Source organism: Varibaculum cambriense DSM 15806 (assembly GCF_000420065.1).
Lineage (GTDB): Bacteria > Actinomycetota > Actinomycetes > Actinomycetales > Actinomycetaceae > Varibaculum > Varibaculum cambriense.
Genome location: NZ_ATUF01000002.1, coordinates 793,038 through 816,822, shown reverse-complemented (window position 1 = coordinate 816,822; position 23,785 = coordinate 793,038). Strand labels below are relative to the sequence as shown.

Below are 23,785 nucleotides of genomic sequence, written 5' to 3'. Positions count from 1 at the left end.
ATTAGTGTTAGTAATCCCTGGCGGGCTCCTCGCTGTGTTAGTAATCCCTTTCGGGATTACACACAACTTCGTCCTCCTCACTAATGAAAAAAGCCCGAAGGCTTTTTTCACCGTTCGGACTCCTCGTTGTACGCCCGCAGGGGATCGAACCCTGGACCCACGGATTAAAAGTCCGTTGCTCTACCAACTGAGCTACAGGCGCCTGCCTTAAAGGCACGTTTTATTGTACAAGGGCATAGGGCATTTCCCCAACTTACTTTTTGGTTGCTTCCATCACTAAAGAACCCGTAAAGTAGTATTCAAATCCCTACATACCAGGCGGAATTTATATTAGGAAAGGCTTTTTATGCTAACGCCAACTACCTTCGGAACTCCCCTATCAAAATCTTCACTCCGGGTTCTCCTGCTTGGTTCCGGAGAATTAGGTAAAGAATTGGCGATTGCATTTACCCGCCTGGGAGTAGAAGTCCACGCCGCTGACCGCTATCAAAACGCGCCGGCACAGCAGGTAGCGCACTATTCCTACGTCCTAGATATGACCGATGGTAAACAGGTTGATTTCCTGGTGAAAAAGGTACGCCCTCATTTCATTATTCCGGAAATAGAGGCGATCGCGACCGATACTTTAGAAGAAATCGCCGCTTCTCGTCAGGTGACGGTAATCCCCACTGCCCACGCCACTCGCCTGACGATGGATCGCGAGGGGATCCGCCGCCTCGCCGCCGAAGAATTAAATATTCCTACCTCTCGTTACGTATTTGCCTCAGGGGAAGCAGAAATGCGCCAAGCGGTAGACCAAATCGGGCTACCCTGCATCGTAAAACCAGTAATGTCTTCTTCCGGCAAAGGACAGTCTCTGCTGAAAACCGCGGAGGATATCGCGCCTGCCTGGCACTATGCCCTGGAAGGAGGGCGCGGCGCCAGTCAGGGACGAGTAATCGTCGAGGGGCTGGTGGATTTCGATTATGAAATCACCCTCTTGACGGTGCGTTCGCGTGATCCCCAAACGGGAGAAACCATCACCAGTTTTTGCGAACCGATTGGCCACCTGCAGGTAAATGGGGACTACCACGAGTCCTGGCAACCAGCTCCGATGGACAGCGCGGTGCTAGAAAAGGCGCAAGCTATTGCCGCCAAAGTTACTTCCGCACTGGGCGGACGCGGCCTATTCGGGGTGGAACTGTTTATTTGCGGGGACGAGGTCCTCTTTTCTGAGGTGTCGCCGCGTCCTCACGACACCGGGATGGTGACTATGGCTTCTGGTTACCTGTCCGAGTTTGAGCTCCATGCCCGCGCTATTTTAGGTTTGCCGGTCGATACCCGCCTGCGCACCCCGGCGGCCTCGGCAGTTATTTGCGCGAACTTGCAAAGCGAAGGCCCGGTATATCGGGGTTTGGCGGAGGCCTTAGCGGTGCCAGAAGTGGATTTACGGCTTTTTGGTAAACCTGATTCCCGGGTAGGACGGCGAATGGGGGTAGCGCTCGCGCGCGGAAATAATAGCGACCAGGCGCGACAGCGGGCAAAGAAAGCCGCGGCATTAATTACGGTAGCGGACGCCTAAATCGGCCGCGAAAAAAGCTAATCTCTTAAAGAACCGGAGTTTCTCTCTGGATTTTATAAACTGAATTTACCCACTACTCGCAGGTAGCCGCGATATTTGTGCGCTAAAAAGCTATATTTATTGCCGATATTGCACCACCAAGTATTTATTGAGTTGGCGTTTAACTATATATAGAAATGTCTCTTTAATAGCGTTAATATAAAAAGTAGAATTAACTTTTTAAAAGTGGAAAGGCAAAATAATGGCCAGGAAAACCAGAATTGTTCTTATTGACGATATTAATGGCGAACTCGGGGATGAAACCATTAAGTTTGGCCTTGACGGTATTGATTACGAAATTGATTTATCTGCGGAAAATGCCGCTAAGTTACGCGAGGTCATCGATCCGTGGATTCAGGCGGGACGCCGGGTAGGAGGACGCCGGGTGGCCGGCACTGACACCCGCAGGGTTTCCGATGCTTCCAAGATTCGCGCCTGGGCTCGGGAACAGAATATGCAGGTATCGGAGAAAGGACGTATCTCCGCGAAAATACGTTCTGCCTATTACCGCACCCATTTGAAGTAATTTCGGGACTTATACCCCGTGCAGCTACGACTAGAAAATGAGACACTTAAACCATGACTTACAAACTTATATTGCTCCGTCACGGGCAAAGCGAATGGAATGCTAAGAATCTTTTCACCGGTTGGGTGGATGTTCCGCTCTCCGATCAGGGTCGCCAGGAGGCCACCCACGGCGGTGAACTAATGAAGCAAGAGAACATCTTGCCGGATATTGTTTTCACTTCTCTGCTACGCCGGGCGATTATGACCGCTAATCTGTCTTTGGATGCGGCTGATCGCCACTGGATTCCGGTTAAGCGCAGTTGGCGCCTGAATGAACGCCATTACGGCGCTTTGCAGGGCAAAGACAAGAAAGCTATCCGCGACGAGTACGGCGATGAACAGTTCATGTTGTGGCGCCGTTCTTACAGCACTCCTCCCCCAGAAATTGAATTGGGTTCCGAGTTCTCGCAGGATACCGATCCGCGTTATAGCGGGGAGCCGATTCCACGCACCGAATGCCTAGAGCAGGTGCTAGAGCGGCTGCTGCCCTATTGGGATCAGGAAATCGTCCCCGAACTCAAGAGCGGCAAGACGGTTATGGTGGCAGCGCACGGTAACTCTTTGCGCGCGATTGTAAAGCACCTTGACCAGATCAGTGACGAGGATATTTCCGGTTTGAATATTCCTACCGGTGTTCCCTTGTACTACGAGCTGGATGAAAATCTACAGCCGGTCAAGAAGGGCGGAACCTACCTGGATCCGGATGCTGAAGCCAAGATTGCGGCAGTAGCCAACCAGGGTAAGTAGTTTCTTTTCCTAGGGAAGTCCCCGAGGTTTTCCTCGGGGACTTCCGCAATTCTCCCTAGCATTTTGCTAGGAGCTCCCCCGGAAACCTAAAAATCCCGAGTGAGGACGAGCTAGCGCTCCCGGATCCCGCCTCTGAAGAAACAATTTTTAGTGGAATTGACGGCACTATGAGGGATTACACTTCCTAGGAGGCTATAAATATGGCAAACTGAGTTTAGGCGCTAACTGCGCCTGTGTCGCAGGTGACACGTGGGGAAGGGATTTCCCGCAGTTACAAAAAGACACTCCACTCGGATCGTCGGGCACGTACCTGCCCGTGGAGGAGATATATAAATATGGGAAAAGTTGTATTTGATTCGGTAACTCGAATCTATCCGGGTTCAGATCACCCGGCTGTTGATAAGTTGAATCTGGAAATCGAAGATGGCGAGTTCCTGGTTTTGGTGGGGCCTTCGGGCTGCGGTAAAACTACTTCGCTGCGGATGCTAGCCGGTCTGGAAGACATTAACTCCGGCAAGATTTTCATTGGGGATAAAGATGTCACCAATGTGCAGCCGAAAGACCGCGATATCGCGATGGTTTTCCAGAACTATGCGCTTTACCCGCACATGACGGTGCGGCAGAACATGGGCTTCGCCCTCAAGATCGCGAAGGTTCCGCAAGAGGAAATCGACAAGCGGGTTGAGCAGGCTGCCGAAACTTTGGATCTGACCGAATATTTGGATCGTAAGCCGAAGGCTCTGTCTGGTGGTCAGCGTCAGCGTGTGGCTATGGGGCGCGCGATTGTGCGTAAACCCCAGGTGTTCTTGATGGACGAGCCGCTGTCGAACTTGGATGCGAAGCTGCGGGTGCAGACCCGTACCCAGATCGCCCAGTTGCAGCGCACTTTGGGGGTCACTACTTTGTACGTGACTCACGACCAGACAGAGGCGCTAACCATGGGCGACCGCATCGCGGTGATCGCGGGCGGTATTTTGCAGCAGGTGGGCACCCCACGGGAGCTTTATGATCGCCCCGCAAATGCGTTCGTGGCTGCCTTCATTGGTTCGCCGGCGATGAACATCGGTACCTTCAAGGTACAGGATGGTTCCGCGGTACTTGGCGGAGCCAAGATACCTTTGGCTAAGGCTACTTTGGATGCGCTCAAGCCCGAGGATAACGGGGAAGTCATTATTGGTTTCCGTCCGGAGGCACTCGAGGTTCAAGAGGACGCGGTGGATCCGGAACACACCATTCCGATCAAAGTGACCCATGTAGAGGAACTGGGCTCTGACGCCTATGTTTACGGCACTTTGGATGGTCATGAGGCCAAAGAACATCGCAAAGATGGTCGTCCTTCTTTGAACCAGGTAACTATCCGGGTGGCTCCGCATTCTGCGCCGCCAGCAGGATCGGTGATGCCGGTACGGATTAAAGAGGGCGGACGGCATATTTTTGCGGCCGCTACCCAAGAACGGCTACCGGAATAAGCTAATCGAATAGCAACCATTATTGTGGGGGCAGGCGAAACGCCTGCCCCCACTGCTATATAAAAATAATCTGGCTCCTAGACTGGGAACGTCCTAGGAGCCAGATTTTTCTTTTCACTTATTGAAGCCAATCAGCCAGGTAACGACTGGATTCTTTTATTTTTCGAGGAGCCGCGTCCTCGTCCCTAAGGACGCGACCCTCTTTGGGACCGTCAGGTTTAGAAAACGCAAGTTACCCAACGGAGTATGCGGGCAGCTTCAGCTCGTAGAGAGAAGCTGACATGAACGAGGTAAGCCAGAACTGCACGGTGGGGCGGATCTGCTTGCCCTTCATATCGGGGGTCAGAGTCAAAGTGTCACCGGTTCCGACCTGCTTACCGTTTTGGTCTTTCCAGATCACGTCGCTGAAACGCTCCACCGAATCGGAGTTACCCTGCAAGGTAACCTTCGCGATCAGCTTGTCGCCCTGGCGAACTACCTTGTCCTGATCGAATCCGTAGTATTCCAGTTTCATCGGTTCCGAGATCGAGGTACCCACCGGGTTGGTGACCTTCAAGCGGAAGCGCAAGGACTCGGCCTCGGCGCGGCTAGCGATCGGAGCCGACCGCAGCAGACCCCATTTATCTTCGGTGCGAGCACCGGGGGCGTAGTCCAGATCGTTCGCGGTTCCGTAGAAGCTGTGATCAGCGGGAATCCGGAACTTGTCTTTGACGTCCTCCCAAGTCTTACCAGCATCCTTGGAGCGCTGCCACTGGTATTTCATCCCGGTGGAGCCCTGCACGGTCAGCTTGGCAGGTTCGGCGTATCCGCCCTGGGCTACGCGAGGAGCAGCATTCACCTTGATCTGGGGAGCCATCTGGCTGGAGGAGATCATGGGATCGAACAGTTTCACGGTGTAGGTGTAGGAGGAACGAGCCGCACCCTTAATCCCGGAAACGCTAACCGTGTAGTCACGGGAGCCATCGGTGCCCACCGGAAGATCGGTAATCTTCGGCATCTTGATTAACAGGGTGCTGTAGTAGTTCCAGGTTCCCGGACCTTTGCCATTGAGCTTGTTGTTCAAAATAGTGGTGGGAACTTCCGCGCCAGTCGGGCCGGTCACGCGTACCTTGGCACCTGAGAGGTCGGGACGCTGCGACTTGCTGTCTCCCCGGAAGGAGATGCTCCAGCGTTCTACATCGTCGCGGTCATCGCGGTTGGCGGTTAGCAGCTGGTAGGGGAAGTAGCCAGCCGAAGGCCAGGTCATAACTTCCGGCTTGTAAGCCGCCTCATTGGTAATCTGCTTGTTGTTGAAATCCGGGGTGCTGACTAGCTGGTCTCCGGTGACCGCAATCGCGTTGTAGCCATTTACGTTTCCGTAAGAAGTGGTGGACAAGGTGGGATCCATCAATGCGATCCGGTGTCCCAAGCGGTCATTAGCACCCACCTTGGTCATGGTGGAAGCACCCAGGCTGGAAGGATCGATGAAGTACCACAGAATCTGTTCTGCTGGAGTCTGCCCCGCGCTATCAGAAAGGTTGGAGATGGCTGCTCCCTGCTGAGCTTTAAAGCTAAAGCATTTGGAGCCTTTTTCAATCGTGTGGGAAAGGCGGCCATTGGCAGCCATATTGAGGGCGGCCTGTTGCGTGTAATCTTGCAGCGGAGAAGTGGTGTCCATTTTTACCGCTTCAGCTCCGTTGAGGCCGCGGAAGTAGTTAAGCGCCCGAGCCACCGAGTTAGCAGTGGTGGGGTTGACCACGCCGGCGCGGCAGTTCTTATGATCCGCACCGTTGTTAGGGCTTTCGGGGTAACCAGTATCGGCAATATCGCTCAGGTAACGGGTACGAACCTCTTCACGGTTATCAGTGTTGATCGCGTTTGCAGTCACTGCGCTCGAACCAGCGGAGGAGGTGCTGGTGAAAAAGGTAGCTGCGTCGGCCAGGTTCACCCCTGCGGCGACAACACCGGCTACTAGAACACCTACAGCCAGAGTCTTGGCGTGTTCTTTCCACGTTTTCATCGTAGTTCCCGTTCCTTGCGTTTTCTTCTGGTGGAAACCAAATCCTTTGATTCCCGTGAACTTCACGATCCTTCGCTCCGTTCATTAACTATTATCCACTAAACCGAACATGAAGAAAGCGGATAATGTTTGAAAATGAAAGTTTTACACCTGGTAGGTCACTTTTGCGAATACTTACCAACCATAAAGTAGTACTGACCTGGGCTATTAGAATGTTTTCAGAATTTTTTAACGATAGTAGCACCCTGAATCTAAATTATGACTTCCCTCACTCCTAATTTTGACCATTTAAATGATTTAATGTTTACTTTCATCTAGAAACTGTACGTACCTGCGTAGATAGTCTTAAATAGTCGGTTTTCTCATAAAAACTTAGAAAAATACCGGGATTCGGTAGCAGGTAATTTTTGCGCCTAAGTTTCCACTCAGTTGATGCCAAATTTTTACTGGGCCAGAAAACTAACACGCACCATGAGCCACATTTGAGTTCACTCATGTTCAAGCAATCATTAAGCAAGGTTTCTAAGTCTCGTATTGGTTTTTCCTAACTGTTGGTATCTCAAAACAGTTACGCCTGAGAGTTGCTCCGCATGACCTGGCCAACAAACCTCATTTGTTAGCCTTCCAAGTTTGCAAGGTATATATAAGGTATAAAGGTAGATCATTAACCCAAGGGAAGAGGACGTCTTGAGTGCTAAGAAACTGGTAATCGTCGAATCTCCAGCTAAGGCTCGCACAATCAGCGGGTACCTGGGCGCTGACTTCCAGGTAGAAGCCTCGGTAGGGCATATCCGGGATTTGCCGCAACCATCTGCCTTACCTGACAAGCTCAAACAGTCCGGATATAAGAAGTTCGCGGTAGATGTGGACAATAACTTTAAGCCCTACTATGTAGTTAACCCCGATAAGAAAAAAACTGTAGCGGGACTGCGTAAGGATTTGGCACAAGCCGAAGAGCTCTACCTCGCCACTGATGAGGACCGCGAGGGCGAGGCGATTGCTTGGCACCTGCTGGAAGTACTAAAACCCAAGGTTCCCGTAAAACGGATGGTATTCCACGAGATTACCCGGGAAGCCATCGATCGCGCCCTGGAAAATACCCGCGATATTGACACTGATCTGGTAGAAGCCCAGGAAACCCGGCGGATTCTCGATCGCCTCTACGGGTACGAAGTTTCCCCGATTTTATGGCGCAAGGTAGCTCGCCACCTGTCAGCTGGGCGGGTACAGTCGGTGGCCACTCGCCTGGTGGTGCAGCGCGAGCGGGAGCGGATCGCTTTCATTCCCGCCAGCTACTTTGATTTGAACGCCACCTTTAGCGCTGATGGCGAGGATTTTAATGCCCGCGCCCTAGAAATGGATGGGGTGCGTTTTGCCGTTGGCCGGGACTTTGATGACCACGGTCAATTAAAACGCCAAGCCACGGTGATGGATGAAAAGCTGTGGGAAAAACTGGCGGCAGCCTTAGAGAACCAGCCCCGCTGCCAGGTGACTTCGGTAGAATCCAAACCCTATACTCGCCGTCCTGCCCCGCCTTTTACTACCTCTACCCTGCAGCAAGAGGCAGGAAGAAAACTACGCATGTCTTCGCGGCAAACTATGGCGCTCGCGCAGTATTTGTACGAAAACGGCTACATCACCTATATGCGTACCGACTCGACTGCGCTTTCTAGTCAGGCGATCTCGGCGGCGCGGCGTCAAGCTACGGATTTATATGGGGCAGATGCTGTCCCCGAAAAACCCCGTTTTTATGCGAAGAAAGCCAAAGGGGCACAAGAAGCCCACGAAGCTATCCGCCCCGCAGGAGACAACTTCCGCACCCCCAATCAGGTACGCTCCGCCCTCAGCGCGCAACAGGCCGCTCTTTATGAACTGATTTGGAAACGCACCCTGGCCTCACAAATGAATGATGCCCGCGGAACCACCGACACCGTGCGGGTAAGCGCTCAAATCAAGACCGAGGGCGAGGCTCACGAACTGGTATTCACCGCCTCGGGAACCGTGATCACCTTCCGCGGCTTCCTGGCCGCCTACGAAGAAGGGAAAGACAAATCTCGGTACGCTAGCACCGACAGTTCCACAGCCTTACCCAAGCTAAGCGAAGGACAAACAGTCGCGTTTAGCGAGGTAGACCGGGAAAAAGCAGCGCATGTAACCAGCCCGCCTCCGCGTTATACCGAGGCCTCGCTGGTGAAAACCTTAGAAGAAAAGGGAGTCGGGCGCCCCTCTACCTATGCCTCCACTATCGGAGTGATTATTGAGCGCGGCTACGTCCATCGCGCCGGGCAAGCGCTAGTGCCCTCCTGGCAGGCTTTTTCCGTGGTTCGGCTACTGGAAGAAAATCTCGCCTCCCTGGTGGACTATGATTTCACCGCCACCATGGAAGGTGACCTAGACCAGATCGCCGCCGGGGAACGGGACGGCAAAGAACTTTTGGCGCACTTTTATTTTGGGGGCGGGACTGGCGGAGAGTTTTGGGCTCGCGGCCTCAAAGATACGGTGGAAGGTCTGGGGGATATTGATGCCCGCGCCCTGAACTCCATCGAGGTGCTACCGGGAGTAAACGTGCGGGTAGGACGGTATGGCCCCTATCTAGAGGACGCAGAAGGAAAACGCGCCTCGGTACCCGAGGAGCTAGCGCCCGATGAACTAGACGCTGAAAAGGTAAAAGAACTGTTCACCATTTCGGCCGATACTGGTCGCGAACTGGGTAAAGACCCCGATAATGGGAATGTAATTTTAGTAAAGAACGGCCGTTATGGCCCCTACTTTACCGAGGTACTACCCGAGGACGCCCCTAAGGGTACCAAGCCGCGCACGGCCTCCCTGTTTAAGACTATGTCGATCGAAACCGCCAGCCTCGATGATGCCTTGAAACTGCTTTCTCTGCCGCGAGTAGTGGGTAAGGATCCCGAGTCCGGTACCGAGATAACCGCGCAAAACGGCAGGTACGGTCCATATTTGAAGAAAGGGACAGATTCGCGCTCCCTAGAAACGGAAGACCAGATTTTCTCCATCACTTTGGAGCAGGCCTTAGCGATTTACGCCCAACCGAAAACCCGGCGCGGGCGCACCGCGAAACCGCCGCTGAAGGAACTGGGAACCGATCCTAACTCCGGGAAACCGGTAGTCATTAAGGACGGGCGTTTTGGCCCCTATATTACCGATGGCACTACCAATGTGACGGTACCCCGTGCTAGCACTATAGAGGATATTGACGCTGATCAAGCCTATACTTTACTGGCGGAGAAGCGAGCGAAAGGACCGGCGAAGAAACGCGGAACCCGTAAAACTGCTAAGAAGACCACCACGAAGAAGACTACGAAGAAAACTGCAGCCAAGAAGACTACCACCAAGCGGACAATCGCCAAGAAAACCACTGCTAAAACCCCTAAGCAGTCCGCAGCGAAAAAGTAGGTAATATCCTTGCTGCTAGTGCAGTACCTCTCTGGTTGCTAGTTAGGCCTTTGCGCAGGGCGCAATCCGACCGGAGACTGGTTCACCACCGGGATCGCTAGCCGTTCCCAGGCTTTAAATAGCCACCGGGGTATGCGTGCAGGAGGATGCGAAGATCCTCCCCAAAAGGGGCTTACTGAAGTCTAGTAGGTGGTGTGATCGGCCTGGCGCATCGTAAAGCCGCGACCCGTCTTAGAGTTCCAACAATTCACGCCGGTGTATTGCCCCACTTCACAGGCATAGTCACCGTTGTAGTAGACAGTGTCATAGGTGGCTTGGGTCTGGGGGTCAGCGGCACCGTCATAATCGCAATTTTCCGTTACTCCAGATGAGTCAAGCTGTACTCCCCATAAGCCGTCACAACCCCGTTCCCATTGCCGCTGATCAATCTGGCAAATTACTTGGCCTGAGGACATCAAGCAAGCAATATTACCGGTGGGGGTATAAAATCCACGCTCAAGATAGACCGCTCCGGCCGGAATCGGCTTTGCTGCTTGGGTGGGAGCTTGAGTACTGGTCACCGTGGTTTCCATTACCGTAGCCGTCCGGGTGGTGTCGCTTGCGGACTCACTGGCGCTAGCTTGCCCTTTATTGTTTCCGCGCGAGGAAACAATCCAGGTTCCCACAATTGCCAATCCGATTAACGCCACTACCAGCAGTACCGTCAGCACAATAATTCCCCAGCTGCGCCGGGATTTTTCCGGTTGGGGGACACTCTCCCCTGCCGGATTTTGGTAACCCGTGAAAGGAGAATAGGCCGCCGGTGGCGGACTCATTATTGGTTGCCGGGATGGCTCCGGACAAGCGGGCTCCGCATATACCGGAGATGCATATGCCGGAGGCATGGCCGCGGGGGCCGCCATCGGACTCGCCATCACTGTCGGATAATCCTCAACCGTTTGCGCAGAAGACCCAGGATTTGCTACCGGCAGGCTTCCCAGGCGAGTAGCATCATCATCATCACTTTGCTGATCGCTACCCGCGGCTTCCGCGTCTGCCACCGGATTTTCCTTTAGCTCTTCGGTTTTGGCTTCTGCGCCCTCAGCAGTCGGATCTGTTTCCGCTAGCTGCGCTGTTTCCTCTGCTTGGCCGGTAGTTTCGATTTTCTCGGTAGCTGCCGCTTCGCTTTCGGGATGGGTGGGGGGCGCAAAAGCTAGGGGTGACGAGTCAGCGGAGCCGGCTTCCTGCTCTGCCTGGTCACCTTCGGAAGCGCTAGCTTTTTCTGCGGAAGTAGCCTCCGGAGCCTCCTGGCTGCCTTTTTCTAAGGCTTCGTTGCCAGAAAGACCGTCTCTCCGCGCGGCTACCACCGCTTTTACCTGGTCATCGCCCACATTTTCCAACCAATCAAGCAGGTCTGGATAGGCATTCGGGTTCGCCGCGACCTCTGCATACACTTCCGGATGGTGCGCAGATATTTCGAACAGCTGATTTGCATCTGTCTCCGGCGCCAACGCGCGCTCGCGCAATTTCTTTAAATCATCACTATCAGTCATGGCTTACCTTTAGGTTGGGAAAATACTGCTCCTATTCTAACCGGCAGGGCGCGGGAGCGATGTAGATTGCTAACCCAACTTTGACGGGGAAACTCCGGCTCTCAATATTTTCTGCTGATGGCAGCATGGCAAACCGCAGCCAAATCCCCAGACACTTAGGCGGGCCGGAAAGAAAACTTTTCCCACCCCGACTCCTCGATTTCCTGAGCCCAGGCTTTTACTTGGCTATCCCAACCTTGAGCCTCGGCCTTAAAATCTGGGGACGCTCCCAGATCGCGTGCCTGCTGCAGGGCGAAGTTTTTCACTCCTCGCGCCTTCAGATCCCGCGCCAACTCCACTATTTTTCCGGGGTGACCTGGGTAAACAGTTAACCTTATCTCGTAATCGACACCACTGGCCAACACGGCATCTAGGCAGGCGAAAGCCTTATCCGCGCCGGCTACTCCGGTGACTTGCCGGTAGTCGGCGGGCAAGGCTTTAATATCTAGCCCCACCCAATCGAGCAAACCATCCGCCAACATTTCTTGCAGCCGCGAGGGATAGGCGCCCGCCGCATGCAGCCCCACCTGGAAACCCTGAGCCTTCACCCAACGCGCCGCCGGAATTAGTGCCGCTTGCGCCAGCACCTCCCCGCCGGAGAACACCACCCCGTCAAGCAGTCCTTTTCGGCGTCCTAGTAACTCTTCTAGCTCCGCAAACGGGACTGCGCCGGGCACTTTGAAATCTAAGATTTCATAGTTTTGGCAATAGGCGCAGCGCCAGGGACACCCCTGGCAAAACACGCTGGCCACGATCTTCCCTGGCCAGTCCACGGTGGAAAACGGGACTAGCCCCGCGATGTTAAGCTGCCTCGCCTGCCCGAGCAGGCTCGGTTCCCCGTTAGCTGCCGAAAAATCAGACACCGGCTAACTCTTGCGAGAAAGTAGTGCGCTCGGCGTACTCGCTCTGCTTACCGGTATTGAAAGAGGTAACCGGACGGAAGTAGCCCATTACCCGCGTCCAGACTTCACAGGGCTGCTCGTGGTTACCTTCGGCGGCACACTTGGGACAATCGAAATGTTCACCCGATAAATACCCGTGGACTGGGCAGATGGAGAAGGTGGGGGTGATTGTAATATAGGGCAGCTTGAAGTTCGCGAGCGCCCGGTGCACCAGGGTCTTGCAGGACTCCGCAGAGTTCATCGCCTCCCCCATATACAGGTGCAATACGGTACCACCAGTGTATTTACCTTGCAGTTCTACCTGTTCTTCTAAGGCCTGGAAAGCGTCTTGGGTGTAACCTACCGGCAGCTGCGAAGAGTTGGTGTAGTAGGGGGCGTCCGCGGTTCCCGCCTGAATAATCCCGGGGAAGCGTTTAGCGTCCTCTTTCGCAAAACGGTAGGTGGTACCTTCGGCAGGGGTGGCCTCTAGGTTATAGAGGTGACCAGTTTCTTCCTGCAGCTGCACCATCCGTTCCCGAATATGATCTAGCAGGTCGGCACACAGCTTATGCCCCATTTCGCCGGTAATATCTTCCGCGTCATCGGTAAAGTTACGCACCATCTCGTTCATCCCGTTAACTCCGATAGTGGAGAAATGGTTATCGAGAGTGCCCAGGTAACGGCGAGTATAGGGGAAGAGCCCAGAATCCATATGCCAGGAAATAACTTCCCGTTTCTTCTCTAGGGACTGGCTGGCCAGGTCAATCAGGTGATCCAGCTGGCGGGTGAGCCCGTCCAGATCACCCTTGTAGAGATAGCCAAGGCGCGCCATGTTAATGGTTACTACCCCCAGAGAGCCAGTTTGTTCTGCCGAACCGAACAGACCGTTGCCTCGTTTTAGCAGTTCCCGCAGGTCTAGCTGCAAGCGGCAGCACATGGAGCGAATCATATGAGGATCCAGATCCGAGTTCAGGAAGTTCTGGAAGTAGGGAAGACCGTATTTCGCGGTCATCGCAAATAGGCGTTCGGTGTTGGGGGAATCCCAATCGAAGTCGGGAGTGATGTTGTAGGTGGGGATGGGGAAGGTGAAAACCCGGCCATCAGCATCCCCGGCGGTCATCACTTCGATGAACGCCCGGTTAATCATCTCCATTTCTTCGGTCAGATCCCCGTAGGTGAAGTCCATCAGTTCATCCCCAATCAAGGGGTATTCATCCACCAGGTCATCGGGGCAGGTCCAATCGAACGTGAGGTTAGTGAAGGGACACTGGCTACCCCAACGGCTGGGCACGTTCAGGTTGTAAATCAGTTCTTGCATGCACTGGTGAACCTGCTCGTAATCCAGGTTATCTTTACGAATAAACGGCGCCATATAGGTGTCGAAACTAGAAAAAGCTTGCGCCCCTGCCCACTCGTTTTGCAAGGTTCCCAGGAAGTTCACGATTTGCCCGCAGGCAGAGGAAAAATGGCGCGGCGGATTGGAGGCAATCGCACCCGGAACCCCATTAAAACCTTCCTGCAACAGCTGCTTTAGGGACCAGCCGGCGCAGTAACCGGCAAACATATCCAAGTCGTGAATATGATAGTCACCCTCGCGGTGCGCCTGCCCGATTTCGGGAGTGTAGACCTCGTTTAGCCAATAGTTGGCAATCAGCTTGCCCGAAGCGTTAAGGATCAGTCCCCCCAGCGAATACCCCTGGTTTGCATTAGCGTTTACCCGCCAATCAGCCTTGGATAGATACTCATTTACGGTCTGAGCGGGATCAACCAAATGCTTCATTTTCGTTTGGGGTGCCATTTTTATCCTCTTCTAGTTCCTTCAAGTTCTTCTTGTTTGTCTACGGCTGTGTAGCCACCGCTATCGACTATAGGCATACCCGCGTAGAAAAAGGTAAAGACACACGAGATATAGTAGGTTTCCCAAATGTTAACCACTAGATATTGTGTTTGCGCTGATTCTTCTCATATTTGCTGGCGAGGGCGGAAATACCCCCAGCGTAAGCTGTCGAGAGCGCGCGAAACCCCAAAAACCTTTTGGGGCAAAGGGCCTAGGCGGGAACAGAGGAAAATTTTCGAGTACGCATTCCGGCTCGCGCTACCTCGAAAACGAAAATCCAACAAGCTCCGGCGAGGGTAAGGACAGTTCCTCCTGCCAGCAAGAGGGCGAGTCGGTGACGCGAAGCCGCGAGCTGCCGCAAGTCACTACTGGCGCTACCGACAGAAAAATAAGGGGTGCCGGCACCTAGTTGAAAATAGCCGTAGGAGACCATCATTATTCCTACCAGAACCATGATCGCCGCCAGGAAGGTGACAATCCGTCCTCGTCTCAAAGCCCGTTGCCCCCGTTCTCCCCCCAGCTCCAGGGGCGAAAGTAACAGGGAGAATACGGCGACTACGCAGATGGCGGCAAATACATCCGAGGGTCGATGCCAACGCGCTACGATTACTGCTAAAGCCACCAACCAGAGCACTAGCGCCGACAGATAGGTGGCTACTTCCCGCCAGCGATCAGCCGCTACCATCACCAGCGCCACCGCGGCCGCTCCGGCGGTAGTAGTGTGACCGGAGGGGAAGGAATTCGTCATATAGTAGGTAATTCCGAGCGCGGGACGAGACAGCAAAAAGTGCTTGAGAAGCTGGGTGGTTACCGTGGCTGCCACCACCATCACCAACATCCGGGCGCCCAGAGCAAAGCGCCGTCTTACCAGAGCAACTATCACTGCCGCCGCGATTAGCGGAACCAAAATGAATAAATACCATTCCCGCAGCAATACTTGATCCCAAGGCGCAAATGCGCCATTGAGTTCCGATAGCGCAAACATGGCCAACGTATCGGTAGCTTGACCCGCACGGGTACCCACAAAAATCAGGTAACAGGATACAAACAACCAGACCGCAAATAGCGCCACCGAAAAACGCCGCACGTAACCGGCAGTCAGTCCCCTTCTCAGCGCGCTAGTCATGCTTTAACCTTATTTTGTCACCCCTGTGGTTTCCACAACCAGAAGGGTTTTGGGCGCAGACTCTAAATTAATAATATTTTCACGTCAACAAGGGAGACCCCGGTGAGTATCGCTGACCTGGCGAACGGATTGCGTTCCTTTAGCAGCGACCAGTTGCTCTACGAAACCGTTTTACCTGCCCGGCGCGCCAGTTTTACGCCCTGGCCAAGCTGGGTAGAAAAAGATTTACAGACAGCACTTAAAGCCGACGGAATTAAACGCCTCTGGGAACATCAAGTTAGCTGTGCAAATGCTTTGCATGGTGGGCGGGACGTGATTCTGACTTCCGGAACCGGATCCGGCAAATCTTTGGCGGCATGGCTGGCGTTCTTGGCACGGCGCCAAAAATCTATGGTGGGTACCCGCCCTACCGCCCTCTACTTAGCGCCTACCAAGGCCTTAGCTCGTGACCAGGCGACAGCTTTAACCCACTGGTCCAACCTGGCCGCATTGGATCTGCAGGTCGCCCCGGTAGATGGCGACAGCCCTACCGAAATTAAAAAATGGGCACGCGCGGGCGCCGACGTAGTGCTGACTAACCCCGATTTCCTACATTTTGCACTGTTGCCTCATAACGAGCTCTGGCGCCCTTTTTTGCGGGGATTGTCGCTGGTGATTGTGGATGAGGCGCACTATTACCGCGGAGTATTGGGGGCAAATGTGGCCTTGATATTACGCCGCCTGCGCCGTCTCGCCCGTAAATACCAAGCTGATCCGGTCTTTGCTTTACTCTCGGCTACTACCGCTAATCCGGCAGCTCACGGCGCTAATCTATTGGGGCGCGGACGGGAACTAGAGGTTATTGACCGCGACACTTCCGCCTGCGGGGCACGCACGGTTTTTGTGTGGCGCCCGCCGCTAATCGAAGCTAGTGATCCCGCTTCCTGGGAAGAAGAAAATCCGTGGGAAACCAGTGAGGAGGGCGCCGGGGAAAGTATCTCTGTAGAGAAGGGGCCAAAAGTAACTGGAAAAGCCGCCGACCACAGTGAGGCTGCGGCGGCAGAGGCGCCGCGCTACCCCGCTATTTGGGAAGGTGGGCGCCTGCTGGCGCAGCTAGTAAATAGCGGAGGGCGAGTTTTGACCTTCGCCCCCTCCCGGCAGGGAGTGGAAACTATTGCCCAGATCGCCCGGGATCAGTTAAGCACCCGTAACCCGCAGTTAATGTCCCGGGTGGCCGCCTATCGCGGCGGTTACCTGCCCGAAGAGCGCCGAAAGTTAGAAAAAGAGCTACGCGCAGGTACGCTGCAAGGCCTGTCAGCGACCTCCGCTTTAGAATTGGGAATCGATATTTCCGGGCTGGATGCCACCATCACCTGTTCTTGGCCGGGAACCCGCGCCAGTTTCTTCCAACAACTTGGTCGTTCTGGTCGCTCTGGGCAAGATGGCTTGGGCATCTTAGTGATTTCCGATAATCCCCTAGATGATTTTCTCGCTCACCACCCAGAAGAGATTTTTCGTTCTGCCGAGCAAATAGTTTTCGACACCGAAAATCCCTTTGTGTTGGCTCCCCAACTGCTGTGTGCCGCAGCAGAACTTCCTTTAACCAGTGAAGATACTGTTTTATTCGGGGAGGCTAGCGCCCAGATCATGTCTCAGCTTCGCCAGCAAGGCTTGCTGGTAGATCGGCCGGGGGGACTATGTTTCGATATCACTAAACGATTTTCGCCCTGGCAGGCAGTAAAACTTCGCGGAGATAGTGCCCAAGTACAAATTATTGAATCGGAAAGCGCCCAGGTAATAGGCACGGTTGATAGTTCCCGGGCGGACAGCGTGCTGCACCCCGATGCGATTTATGTGCATCAAGGCCATGTCTGGCAGGTTTCTCGCCGAGAAGACGACATCGCAGAAGTGGTTCCCGGTCCCAAGAAGCTACGTACCCGCCCCAACACGGATACCAGTATTTCGATTTTGTCAGAAGAAGTAACCCCGCTGACCCCTTCGCCGGGAGTCAGCTGGCATTACGGGCGGATCGAGGTGCAAACCGCGGTTACTTCTTTTGATCTATTACGCCTGCCGGGTCATGTTTATCAAGCTACTTTCCAATTGGATTGCCCCACCCGCACCCTGCAAACTACCGGCACCTGGTTCACGCTTGCAGAAAAGGTAGTTAAACAGTTGCAGCTAAACGAAGAACAACTGTTGGGCGGAGGTTTGCACGCAGCCGAACATGCCCTGATTGGCTTGCTTCCCTTAGTGGCCACCTGTGACCGTTGGGATCTGGGGGGACTATCTTTAACCCAGCATCCGCAAACCGGCCTGCCCACGGTGTTTATTTATGATGGCACCCCCGGAGGTGCCGGTTTTTCGCGGCATGGCTTTCGCCAGCTAGCAACCTGGCTAGAGTTAACCTATCGGCAAGTAAATGAGTGTCCTTGCAAACAGGGCTGTCCGCGCTGTATCCACTCCCCCAAGTGCGGGAATAGAAACGAAATGCTCTCTAAATCTGCAGGACGTGATCTTTTAGAATTTTTACTGAGCAGTTTTGGGCGGGAAGACACTGCCGGTTAATGCGGCCGTTTTAAGGGGGATTAATGGCGGGACCGGCTCGGGCGTGGGCTTTAAGTTGCCAGTTAAAAACCGTTTTTACCCGCACCGATACTTCCGCGTCCCTAGCACGCAAAATACAGGAATCTAAGGACGCCGCATTTTCCTGAGCAACTTGGGACGCTAAGGCACAAGGAGCATTCGCGGTGCCATAAAAATGAGCCTGAGCGGCGGCTAAAGCTGCAAAGTCTGCCCCGTTTTGTGCCCGTGCCTTCGCACTTAAGGCTCCCCCTAATAATCCAATCCCCACCGCCAAAGCCACTAACAAACTAATAAATGCCACCGCCCAAATAGTTGCCGACCCGGCCTCCGGTGCGGTGGGGGATAACTGGGCGTGGCTCCTCCCGGTTTTCACGGCTCTATCCCCATCGCTAACTCTGGTTCTTTCAGCGTGCTAGCTTTGCAGGTCACCGCGGGTAAAAGTTTTGCTTTCCCCACCAGGTTTTTACTGGCCGTGGCGCGCACCCACTGCCCACTGCTGTCTACAGTCACCCCAACAAAGCCGCCGCCTTGCCAAGATTTTCCGATACTTACCGCACGCGCAGCCGTGCGGGCCGCGTCACAGGTTTGCACCTTGGCGGCGCCAGCTGCCCCGGCCCCTAAACCCATCGCCGCTACTGCTACTAGGGCAGGAAGAGTCAGGGCAGTTTCTACAGTGGCGTAACCGTCCTGACTATCTCGACGCATTTGCCACAATCGGCGCAGCCATCTAAAGAACTGCGCCGACTGCGGATGTTTCCCAAATATTATTGTCACTTTAAATCGAAAGTGCTTGTTTAATAATTGCAGTTAAGGCGCTTTTTATCCCTCCTCCCTTAATGACTGCCATCAACAGACCAGCGAAGGCGGCGGCCGCTAAAGTTCCGATTGCGTATTCGGCGGTGGTCATCCCGTCCTCTTCGCTTCTTAACCGCGCAATTGCCTGCCGAGTTTGCACCCAAACCAAGGCGCGCAATCCGAAATCTTTCATCCCTTACCCTTTCCTGTCCCCCCAGCCGGTTCGAACTGAGGTGATATCAGCTTCGCGGAGGCAGAGAAAAATGGAAAAAGCTAAATAATGTTCTGTGTAAAGGCCGCAATTATCGCCTCTTGGGGACTTGTGGGCGATAATGGGCGCATGAGTGAGCAAGCACCCCAATCCGATAAAGAACTATTCGCCCAAGCCAAAAAAGCGATCCCCGGAGGAGTTAACTCGCCGGTTCGCGCCTATGGAAGTGTGGGCGGCACTCCGCACTTTATTAAAGAGGCGTTCGGAGCGTATGTACGTGACGAGGAAGACCACACGTTTGTGGATTTGGTGGGGTCTTGGGGACCGGCGCTACTGGGACACTCTTGCCCCCCGGTAGTACGCGCTGTGCAAGAAACTGCCACAAAAGGACTTTCTTTTGGGGCGCCCACGGTAAACGAAACCAAGTTGGCGCAGGCGATTACTGCCCGCATGCCCGCTTGTGAACAGGTGCGCATGGTTTCTACCGGTACCGAAGCCACCATGACCGCGATTCGTTTGGCACGCGGGGTAACCGGACGTGACCTAATCATTAAGTTTGCCGGTTGCTACCACGGTCACTCCGATGGCCTGCTAGCTGCGGCTGGTTCGGGGGTGGCCACCCAGGGGCTACCGGGCTCTGCCGGCGTAACCGCCGCCGTCGCTGCGGAAACTATCGTGCTTCCCTATAACGACTTTGACGCCCTCACCGAAACCTTCGAGTGCAAAGGGGAACAGATCGCGGCAGTTATTTGTGAATCCTGCCCCGCCAATATGGGGGTCGTGCCTCCCCTCCCCGGTTTTAATCAACATATTCGCGCACTTACCAGCAAGTATGGGGCGTTGATGATTACCGATGAGGTGCTAACTGGTTTCCGGGTCGGTCCTTCCGGATACTGGGGACTGCAAAATAATTACTGGGTAGACCTCCCCGCTAAGCTTCCCGCTTTTTCCGACGAGGACGAGCTAGCTAGCTGGAGGGCAAACGAGCTCGAAAAAGCCGAGTTCGTGCCGGATCTCTTTACTTTCGGCAAGGTTATCGGAGGAGGAATGCCGCTAGCAGCCCTGGGAGGCTCCCGCGAAATTATGGAGCAGCTTTCACCGCTCGGTCCGGTTTACCAGGCAGGTACTCTTTCGGGGAACCCTTTGGCTACTGCTGCCGGGCTAAAAACTTTAGAACTGGCAGATCACACGGTGTATGCCCGCACTACGGCAGTTGCCGATGCTCTCATCGGAGCAATTGAGCACGAGGCCGCAGAAGCGGGGGTTGCCCTGAAAGTAAACCGGGCAGGTAGTTTGTTCTCCGTGTTCTTCGGGCAGGCGCCAGCAGAAAACGGGGTAACCAATTTTGAGGAGGCAAACGCGCAAGAAACTTTCCGTTACCGGGCTTTCTTCCATGCGATGGAAGAGGAAAACATTGCCCTGCCCCCCTCAGGTTTTGAGGCTTGGTTCGTATCTTCGGCTCACGATGATCGGGCAGTCGGACGGATTCTAGAGGCCTTACCTTCCGCGATGCGTGCCGCTGCCGAAGCTGAAAGCAATGATAACTAAGTTAAAATTGTTCACATTGTTGTTCTCATCGAGACCTCATCACCCCAGGACTTTAGTCGCTTTTGATGGAATTCGATTAAAAGTCGATCGCTAAACTTTAATGTTGTGATACACTAGCCGTAAGAATATTGGTTGGGTTGGAAAGTTGCGATCAATTATGAGCATTCTGCGCAAGATCAGCAGTTTTGCTGCCACTACCCTAGTGGCAGCAGCGCCGCTGTGCATTGGCTTTTGCTCTGCTCCTCTAGCCCAAGCCGCTCCTTCCGACACGCCGGCCACCAGCATTTCCACTCCCAACCCAGCTGGCCAGCCCCCGGATCTTACTGATTGGGCAAAGAACAATTGTCCCGGTGGGGAGCAGTTTGTTAATGACGCCGATGAAAATACCCCGATTTATTTAGGGTATGCCGACGGGAAAACCTACCTGGGATATACCAATACCACCTGGCAGTCCCGGGTAGATCCCAGCAATCAGTTTATTGATGCCCGAACCCTTAAAACCGTAAATGAACAGGGTAAAGAAGTCACGACTTACAAGTCCAAATTTGGCACCTGCGTGCGGGTTGCTTCCGATAAAAACGGGCAGGCTGTCGCCCCAGTCTATTACGGAACGATATTTGCCTCAGATGAGTCAGCCCTGTCCTCCTCTGGTTTTAGTGATAAAACTCAGACCGTTTTTCAGGTGACCAAAGTGAAGACTTGGGATCCGGGAACGACAATAGAGTCATGGTCCACGCAGTCTGGGGGCGCCTACCAAGAAATGCCTTATTCCCAGGCTAAGAACAGTTCGGACAGTGGATTTAAAAACCTGCTATTAAGCAAAGAAGACTCGATTAGTCTGCGTTTTAGCCAAGCCGGCTTTTATACCATCTACCTAAAAGCCCTCACTACCGATCCGCAGAATCCCGATAAGTCTTACCAGGCCGAAATGGCCTACACCTTTATCGTCGGTAAAGAAGCCCGTGTTCCTGAAGATTTACAGGACATTGTCGATGGAAAAGACGGGGATGGATCTGATAATCCCCCCACTCCTGATCCGGGAGAGACCACCCCGGTTACTCCTACACCCCACACGGGGGATAAGGACGGAAACTCTCATCCGGGAACCAATCCCCCCTCGAAACCTGCCGCCGGACATACTGGTGCGGCGCTTAACCCCAACCAGTCTTCCTCTTCGCGACTACAAGCAAGTTCGCAGCTAGGCGGGACTAATTCTGCGGGAATTAGAGGCTCGCTAAGTCGTCCGCGGCTAGCCCAACCGCCGGCAAATACCTTCCCCACCCTGCCCGACCCGGCAACTGGTTCTTCCCCGGCAGAAAATCCCGCGGGAACTAACCCGGGTTCTAACGCTGCCACTTCCGACTCTGCCGCCACAAACGGCTCCAATTCCGATAGCCAGGCAGCTAACGGAGATCCCTTAAAGTTCCAGGCAGATAGCACTTCTACCGATCTGGCTTCCAAGCAGTGGGTGCGTTCTTCCTCTTTAGCTGTATTTGCCTTCGGTTTGGGAGCTGCCGGGCTGACCGGTATCGGATTACTTATTTTTTCCCGGCTACACCCCTAAATGAAAAAAGCAATACGTAACCGGGTGCGAGATTTTCGGTTAAAAAGAGAAAAAGATGGGCCCCTGGATCAAGCCATTTATATGACGAGAGCTACCGGCCGACTGGAACCACTGCTGCGCGCCCTCGCGATCTACCCCGTCTATAGCAGCGGTGAACTCTGCTCCCAGGGAGACTCCCAATTTTTAATTGCCTACGCTACCCGCCTGCGCTCCCCTGCATCTGGAAAGGTTAACGCCGCCCTCCTAACTGAACATCTCGAGGCGATCCGCGAGGACGCCGAACACCCCCAGCCGATAGGTGCCCTCCTTAACCCGGGGGGACAGTTTGAAATCACGGTGGAAGCCCATAATCTGCCGCGTTTAACACCCCTGGTAGCGGGGATTCCTACCGCAGACGCCCTGACTCCGATTGCTTCGGAATCCTTAGAGGTCACCCCAGCAAGTAATGAACACACCGAGCTACTGGTTTCTTTAGCGCCCGACCTCCCGATACCAACCGGACAAACACTGCGGGCTTTAACCGCCAGCTTTCAAGGATTTAAACCCGGAACTTGGCCCGTAGTTTTTCTACTTGATAGTGCCGGTACTCCCCAGGCGATGCCGGTGGACCTTAGCGAACAGCTCACCCAGCAGCTCCCCTCAGCGATACCAGTAGATCCGGCCGTGGCCGATTGGCGGCGCGACCTATTTTGGGGCTACCGCGATTTACTGGTTTAAAAAATTATCGGGCCCATACCCACAAAACAGTGATTTAGCGGGGTTTTATGCTGCTAATAGCCGCCAGGAACTGGTCATTTTCTGCCCGGCTACCGATAGTTACCCGCACGCCCTCGGGCAATCCGCGCGTTTGTACCCCCTGGGAAAGCGCCGCTGCCTGAACTTGCTCCCCTACCGGAGCGCCAAACCAGATAAAGTTGCCTCCTGCTTGCGGGATTGTCCAACCAAGATTACGCAATTCGCTGAGTACTCGCTCTCGCTCTTTACAGATCTGGGACACCTGAGAGAGCATCGCCGCATTATCGGCCAGTGCCTCCAGGGCGCAAGCTTCCGCCACCGCAGACAGTCCAAAAGGAGTAGCTACTTTCCGGATCGCTGCCGCCAGGTAGGAACTGGTCAAACCGTAACCACAACGCAGGCCAGCCAATCCGTAGGCTTTCGAAAAAGTACGCAGCACCAAAAGGTTAGGGAAATCCGCGAGTAAAGTCGCACCGTCAACGTGACCGGGGGAAGTATCAAATTCGAAATAGGCTTCATCCAAAACCGCCAGCACCTGCGAAGGTAAAGCCGCCAAAAATTCGCGAACCTGAGTCTGGGTCAAAGAAGTCCCGGTAGGATTATTCGGGCTACACAGGATAACCGCGGCGGTATTTTGGTCTACCGCGCTTAAAAGCGCATCCAGGTCGTGGCCGCCGTGACTGTTAAGCGGGATCTGCCGGGAAGAGGCGCCGGTGATTCCCACTAGAATCGGGTAAGCCTCAAATGAACGCCAGGCATAGACCACGTTATTTCCCGCCTGCGCCACGGCGCTTAATGCATTCGCTAGTACCTGAATCGATCCCGGGCCGACCACCACTTGCTCGGGGTTTAACCAGTAATGCGCCGCCAATTTCGCTACCAGGGTGCTTCCAATAGCATCCGGGTAGCGGTTGATACTGGCCAGAGCACGCTCGCCGGCCTCGATAATCGGCTTTGCGGGTGGGAAAGGCAGCTCATTACTAGATAGCTTAACTACTTTGCCGGCATCGCCTTTCCCGGCCACATAGGCGGGCAGGTCGGAAAGCACCTGCCGTAATCTAACCTGACTCATAGCTTAAGTTTGCCCTTTTTCTGCTCGCCAAGCTTTCGGGTTTCATAATCTACCACGGATCGCTGCTCTCGCCCTACCCAC

At 54.2% G+C, this 23,785-nt stretch carries 18 protein-coding genes and 1 tRNA gene; 9 read left to right on the top strand and 10 right to left on the bottom strand.

All coding sequences use genetic code 11. The features are described from left to right. Positions 1–129: 129 nt before the first annotated feature. Positions 130–202, bottom strand: a tRNA-Lys gene (locus F605_RS0103615). 144 nt (positions 203–346) lie between these two features. Between F605_RS0103615 and purT the strand changes: the two genes are divergently transcribed. The 4 genes from purT (at position 347) to F605_RS0103590 (ending at position 4,383) form a co-directional block, all read left to right on the top strand. Further along, on the top strand, positions 347–1,561 hold the full coding sequence (purT, locus tag F605_RS0103610; protein ID WP_022864549.1) for a formate-dependent phosphoribosylglycinamide formyltransferase: 1,215 nt from the start codon (positions 347–349) through the stop codon (positions 1,559–1,561). Positions 1,562–1,802: 241 nt separating this feature from the next. Continuing rightward, positions 1,803–2,126, top strand: a complete 324-nt coding sequence (locus F605_RS0103605) for a histone-like nucleoid-structuring protein Lsr2 (protein WP_022864548.1) — start codon at positions 1,803–1,805, stop codon at positions 2,124–2,126. 53 nt (positions 2,127–2,179) lie between these two features. Continuing rightward, on the top strand, positions 2,180–2,914 hold the full coding sequence (locus tag F605_RS0103600) for a phosphoglyceromutase (protein ID WP_022864547.1): 735 nt from the start codon (positions 2,180–2,182) through the stop codon (positions 2,912–2,914). A 335-nt stretch (positions 2,915–3,249) separates the two neighbouring features. Further along, positions 3,250–4,383 carry an ABC transporter ATP-binding protein gene (locus tag F605_RS0103590; RefSeq protein ID WP_022864546.1) on the top strand — a complete coding sequence of 378 codons (1,134 nt, stop codon included), beginning with the start codon at positions 3,250–3,252 and terminating at the stop codon, positions 4,381–4,383. A 232-nt stretch (positions 4,384–4,615) separates the two neighbouring features. On the opposite strand, the gene F605_RS0103585 is transcribed toward F605_RS0103590, so the two are convergent. Further along, positions 4,616–6,382 carry a CAP domain-containing protein gene (locus F605_RS0103585; RefSeq protein ID WP_022864545.1) on the bottom strand — a complete coding sequence of 589 codons (1,767 nt, stop codon included), beginning with the start codon at positions 6,380–6,382 and terminating at the stop codon, positions 4,616–4,618. A gap of 687 nt (positions 6,383–7,069) precedes the next feature. On the opposite strand from F605_RS0103585, the gene topA reads away from it, so the two are divergent. After that, on the top strand, positions 7,070–9,799 hold the full coding sequence (gene topA / locus F605_RS0103580) for a type I DNA topoisomerase (RefSeq protein WP_022864544.1): 2,730 nt from the start codon (positions 7,070–7,072) through the stop codon (positions 9,797–9,799). Positions 9,800–9,981: 182 nt separating this feature from the next. On the opposite strand, the gene F605_RS0103575 is transcribed toward topA, so the two are convergent. The 4 genes from F605_RS0103575 to F605_RS10970 form a co-directional block, all read right to left on the bottom strand. Beyond that, positions 9,982–11,331, bottom strand: a complete 1,350-nt coding sequence (locus F605_RS0103575; protein WP_022864543.1) for a variant leucine-rich repeat-containing protein — start codon at positions 11,329–11,331, stop codon at positions 9,982–9,984. Positions 11,332–11,486: 155 nt separating this feature from the next. Next, positions 11,487–12,233, bottom strand: coding sequence for an anaerobic ribonucleoside-triphosphate reductase activating protein (locus F605_RS0103570; RefSeq protein ID WP_022864542.1), 747 nt, complete (start codon positions 12,231–12,233; stop codon positions 11,487–11,489). Then, a complete protein-coding gene (locus tag F605_RS09715; RefSeq protein ID WP_022864541.1) occupies positions 12,226–14,049 on the bottom strand; it encodes a ribonucleoside triphosphate reductase in 1,824 nt (607 codons plus the stop codon). The genes F605_RS0103570 and F605_RS09715 overlap by 8 nt, the downstream gene beginning before the upstream one ends. Positions 14,050–14,299: 250 nt before the next feature. After that, positions 14,300–15,214: a phosphatase PAP2 family protein gene (locus F605_RS10970; protein ID WP_022864540.1), complete on the bottom strand. Its 915-nt coding sequence runs from the start codon at positions 15,212–15,214 to the stop codon at positions 14,300–14,302. A gap of 102 nt (positions 15,215–15,316) precedes the next feature. Between F605_RS10970 and F605_RS0103555 the strand changes: the two genes are divergently transcribed. Continuing rightward, positions 15,317–17,761, top strand: coding sequence for a DEAD/DEAH box helicase (locus F605_RS0103555; RefSeq protein ID WP_022864539.1), 2,445 nt, complete (start codon positions 15,317–15,319; stop codon positions 17,759–17,761). A gap of 10 nt (positions 17,762–17,771) precedes the next feature. Here the strand turns inward: F605_RS0103555 and F605_RS0103550 are convergent, their stop codons facing one another. From F605_RS0103550 to F605_RS0103540, 3 genes are all read right to left on the bottom strand, one after another. Next, entirely contained in the window at positions 17,772–18,152 is a 381-nt protein-coding gene (locus tag F605_RS0103550) for an Rv3654c family TadE-like protein (RefSeq protein WP_022864538.1), read from the bottom strand. Next, positions 18,149–18,484 (bottom strand): TadE/TadG family type IV pilus assembly protein, encoded by a 336-nt coding sequence (locus F605_RS09705; RefSeq protein WP_022864537.1) that lies wholly within the window; start codon positions 18,482–18,484, stop codon positions 18,149–18,151. Before F605_RS09705 ends, F605_RS0103550 begins: the two co-directional genes overlap by 4 nt. Positions 18,485–18,554: 70 nt before the next feature. Next, positions 18,555–18,767 carry a DUF4244 domain-containing protein gene (locus tag F605_RS0103540; RefSeq protein ID WP_022864536.1) on the bottom strand — a complete coding sequence of 71 codons (213 nt, stop codon included), beginning with the start codon at positions 18,765–18,767 and terminating at the stop codon, positions 18,555–18,557. Between the two features lie 147 nt (positions 18,768–18,914). Between F605_RS0103540 and hemL the strand changes: the two genes are divergently transcribed. The 3 genes from hemL (at position 18,915) to F605_RS0103525 (ending at position 22,614) form a co-directional block, all read left to right on the top strand. After that, positions 18,915–20,333 (top strand): glutamate-1-semialdehyde 2,1-aminomutase, encoded by a 1,419-nt coding sequence (hemL, locus tag F605_RS0103535; RefSeq protein WP_027723558.1) that lies wholly within the window; start codon positions 18,915–18,917, stop codon positions 20,331–20,333. 157 nt (positions 20,334–20,490) lie between these two features. Continuing rightward, complete coding sequence (locus tag F605_RS0103530; RefSeq protein ID WP_022864534.1) at positions 20,491–21,897, top strand: hypothetical protein; 1,407 nt, start codon at positions 20,491–20,493, stop codon at positions 21,895–21,897. After that, positions 21,898–22,614, top strand: a complete 717-nt coding sequence (locus F605_RS0103525) for a hypothetical protein (RefSeq protein WP_022864533.1) — start codon at positions 21,898–21,900, stop codon at positions 22,612–22,614. A 34-nt stretch (positions 22,615–22,648) separates the two neighbouring features. Here the strand turns inward: F605_RS0103525 and hisC are convergent, their stop codons facing one another. Continuing rightward, complete coding sequence (hisC, locus tag F605_RS0103520) at positions 22,649–23,704, bottom strand: histidinol-phosphate transaminase (RefSeq protein ID WP_022864532.1); 1,056 nt, start codon at positions 23,702–23,704, stop codon at positions 22,649–22,651. Positions 23,705–23,785 lie beyond the last annotated feature (81 nt).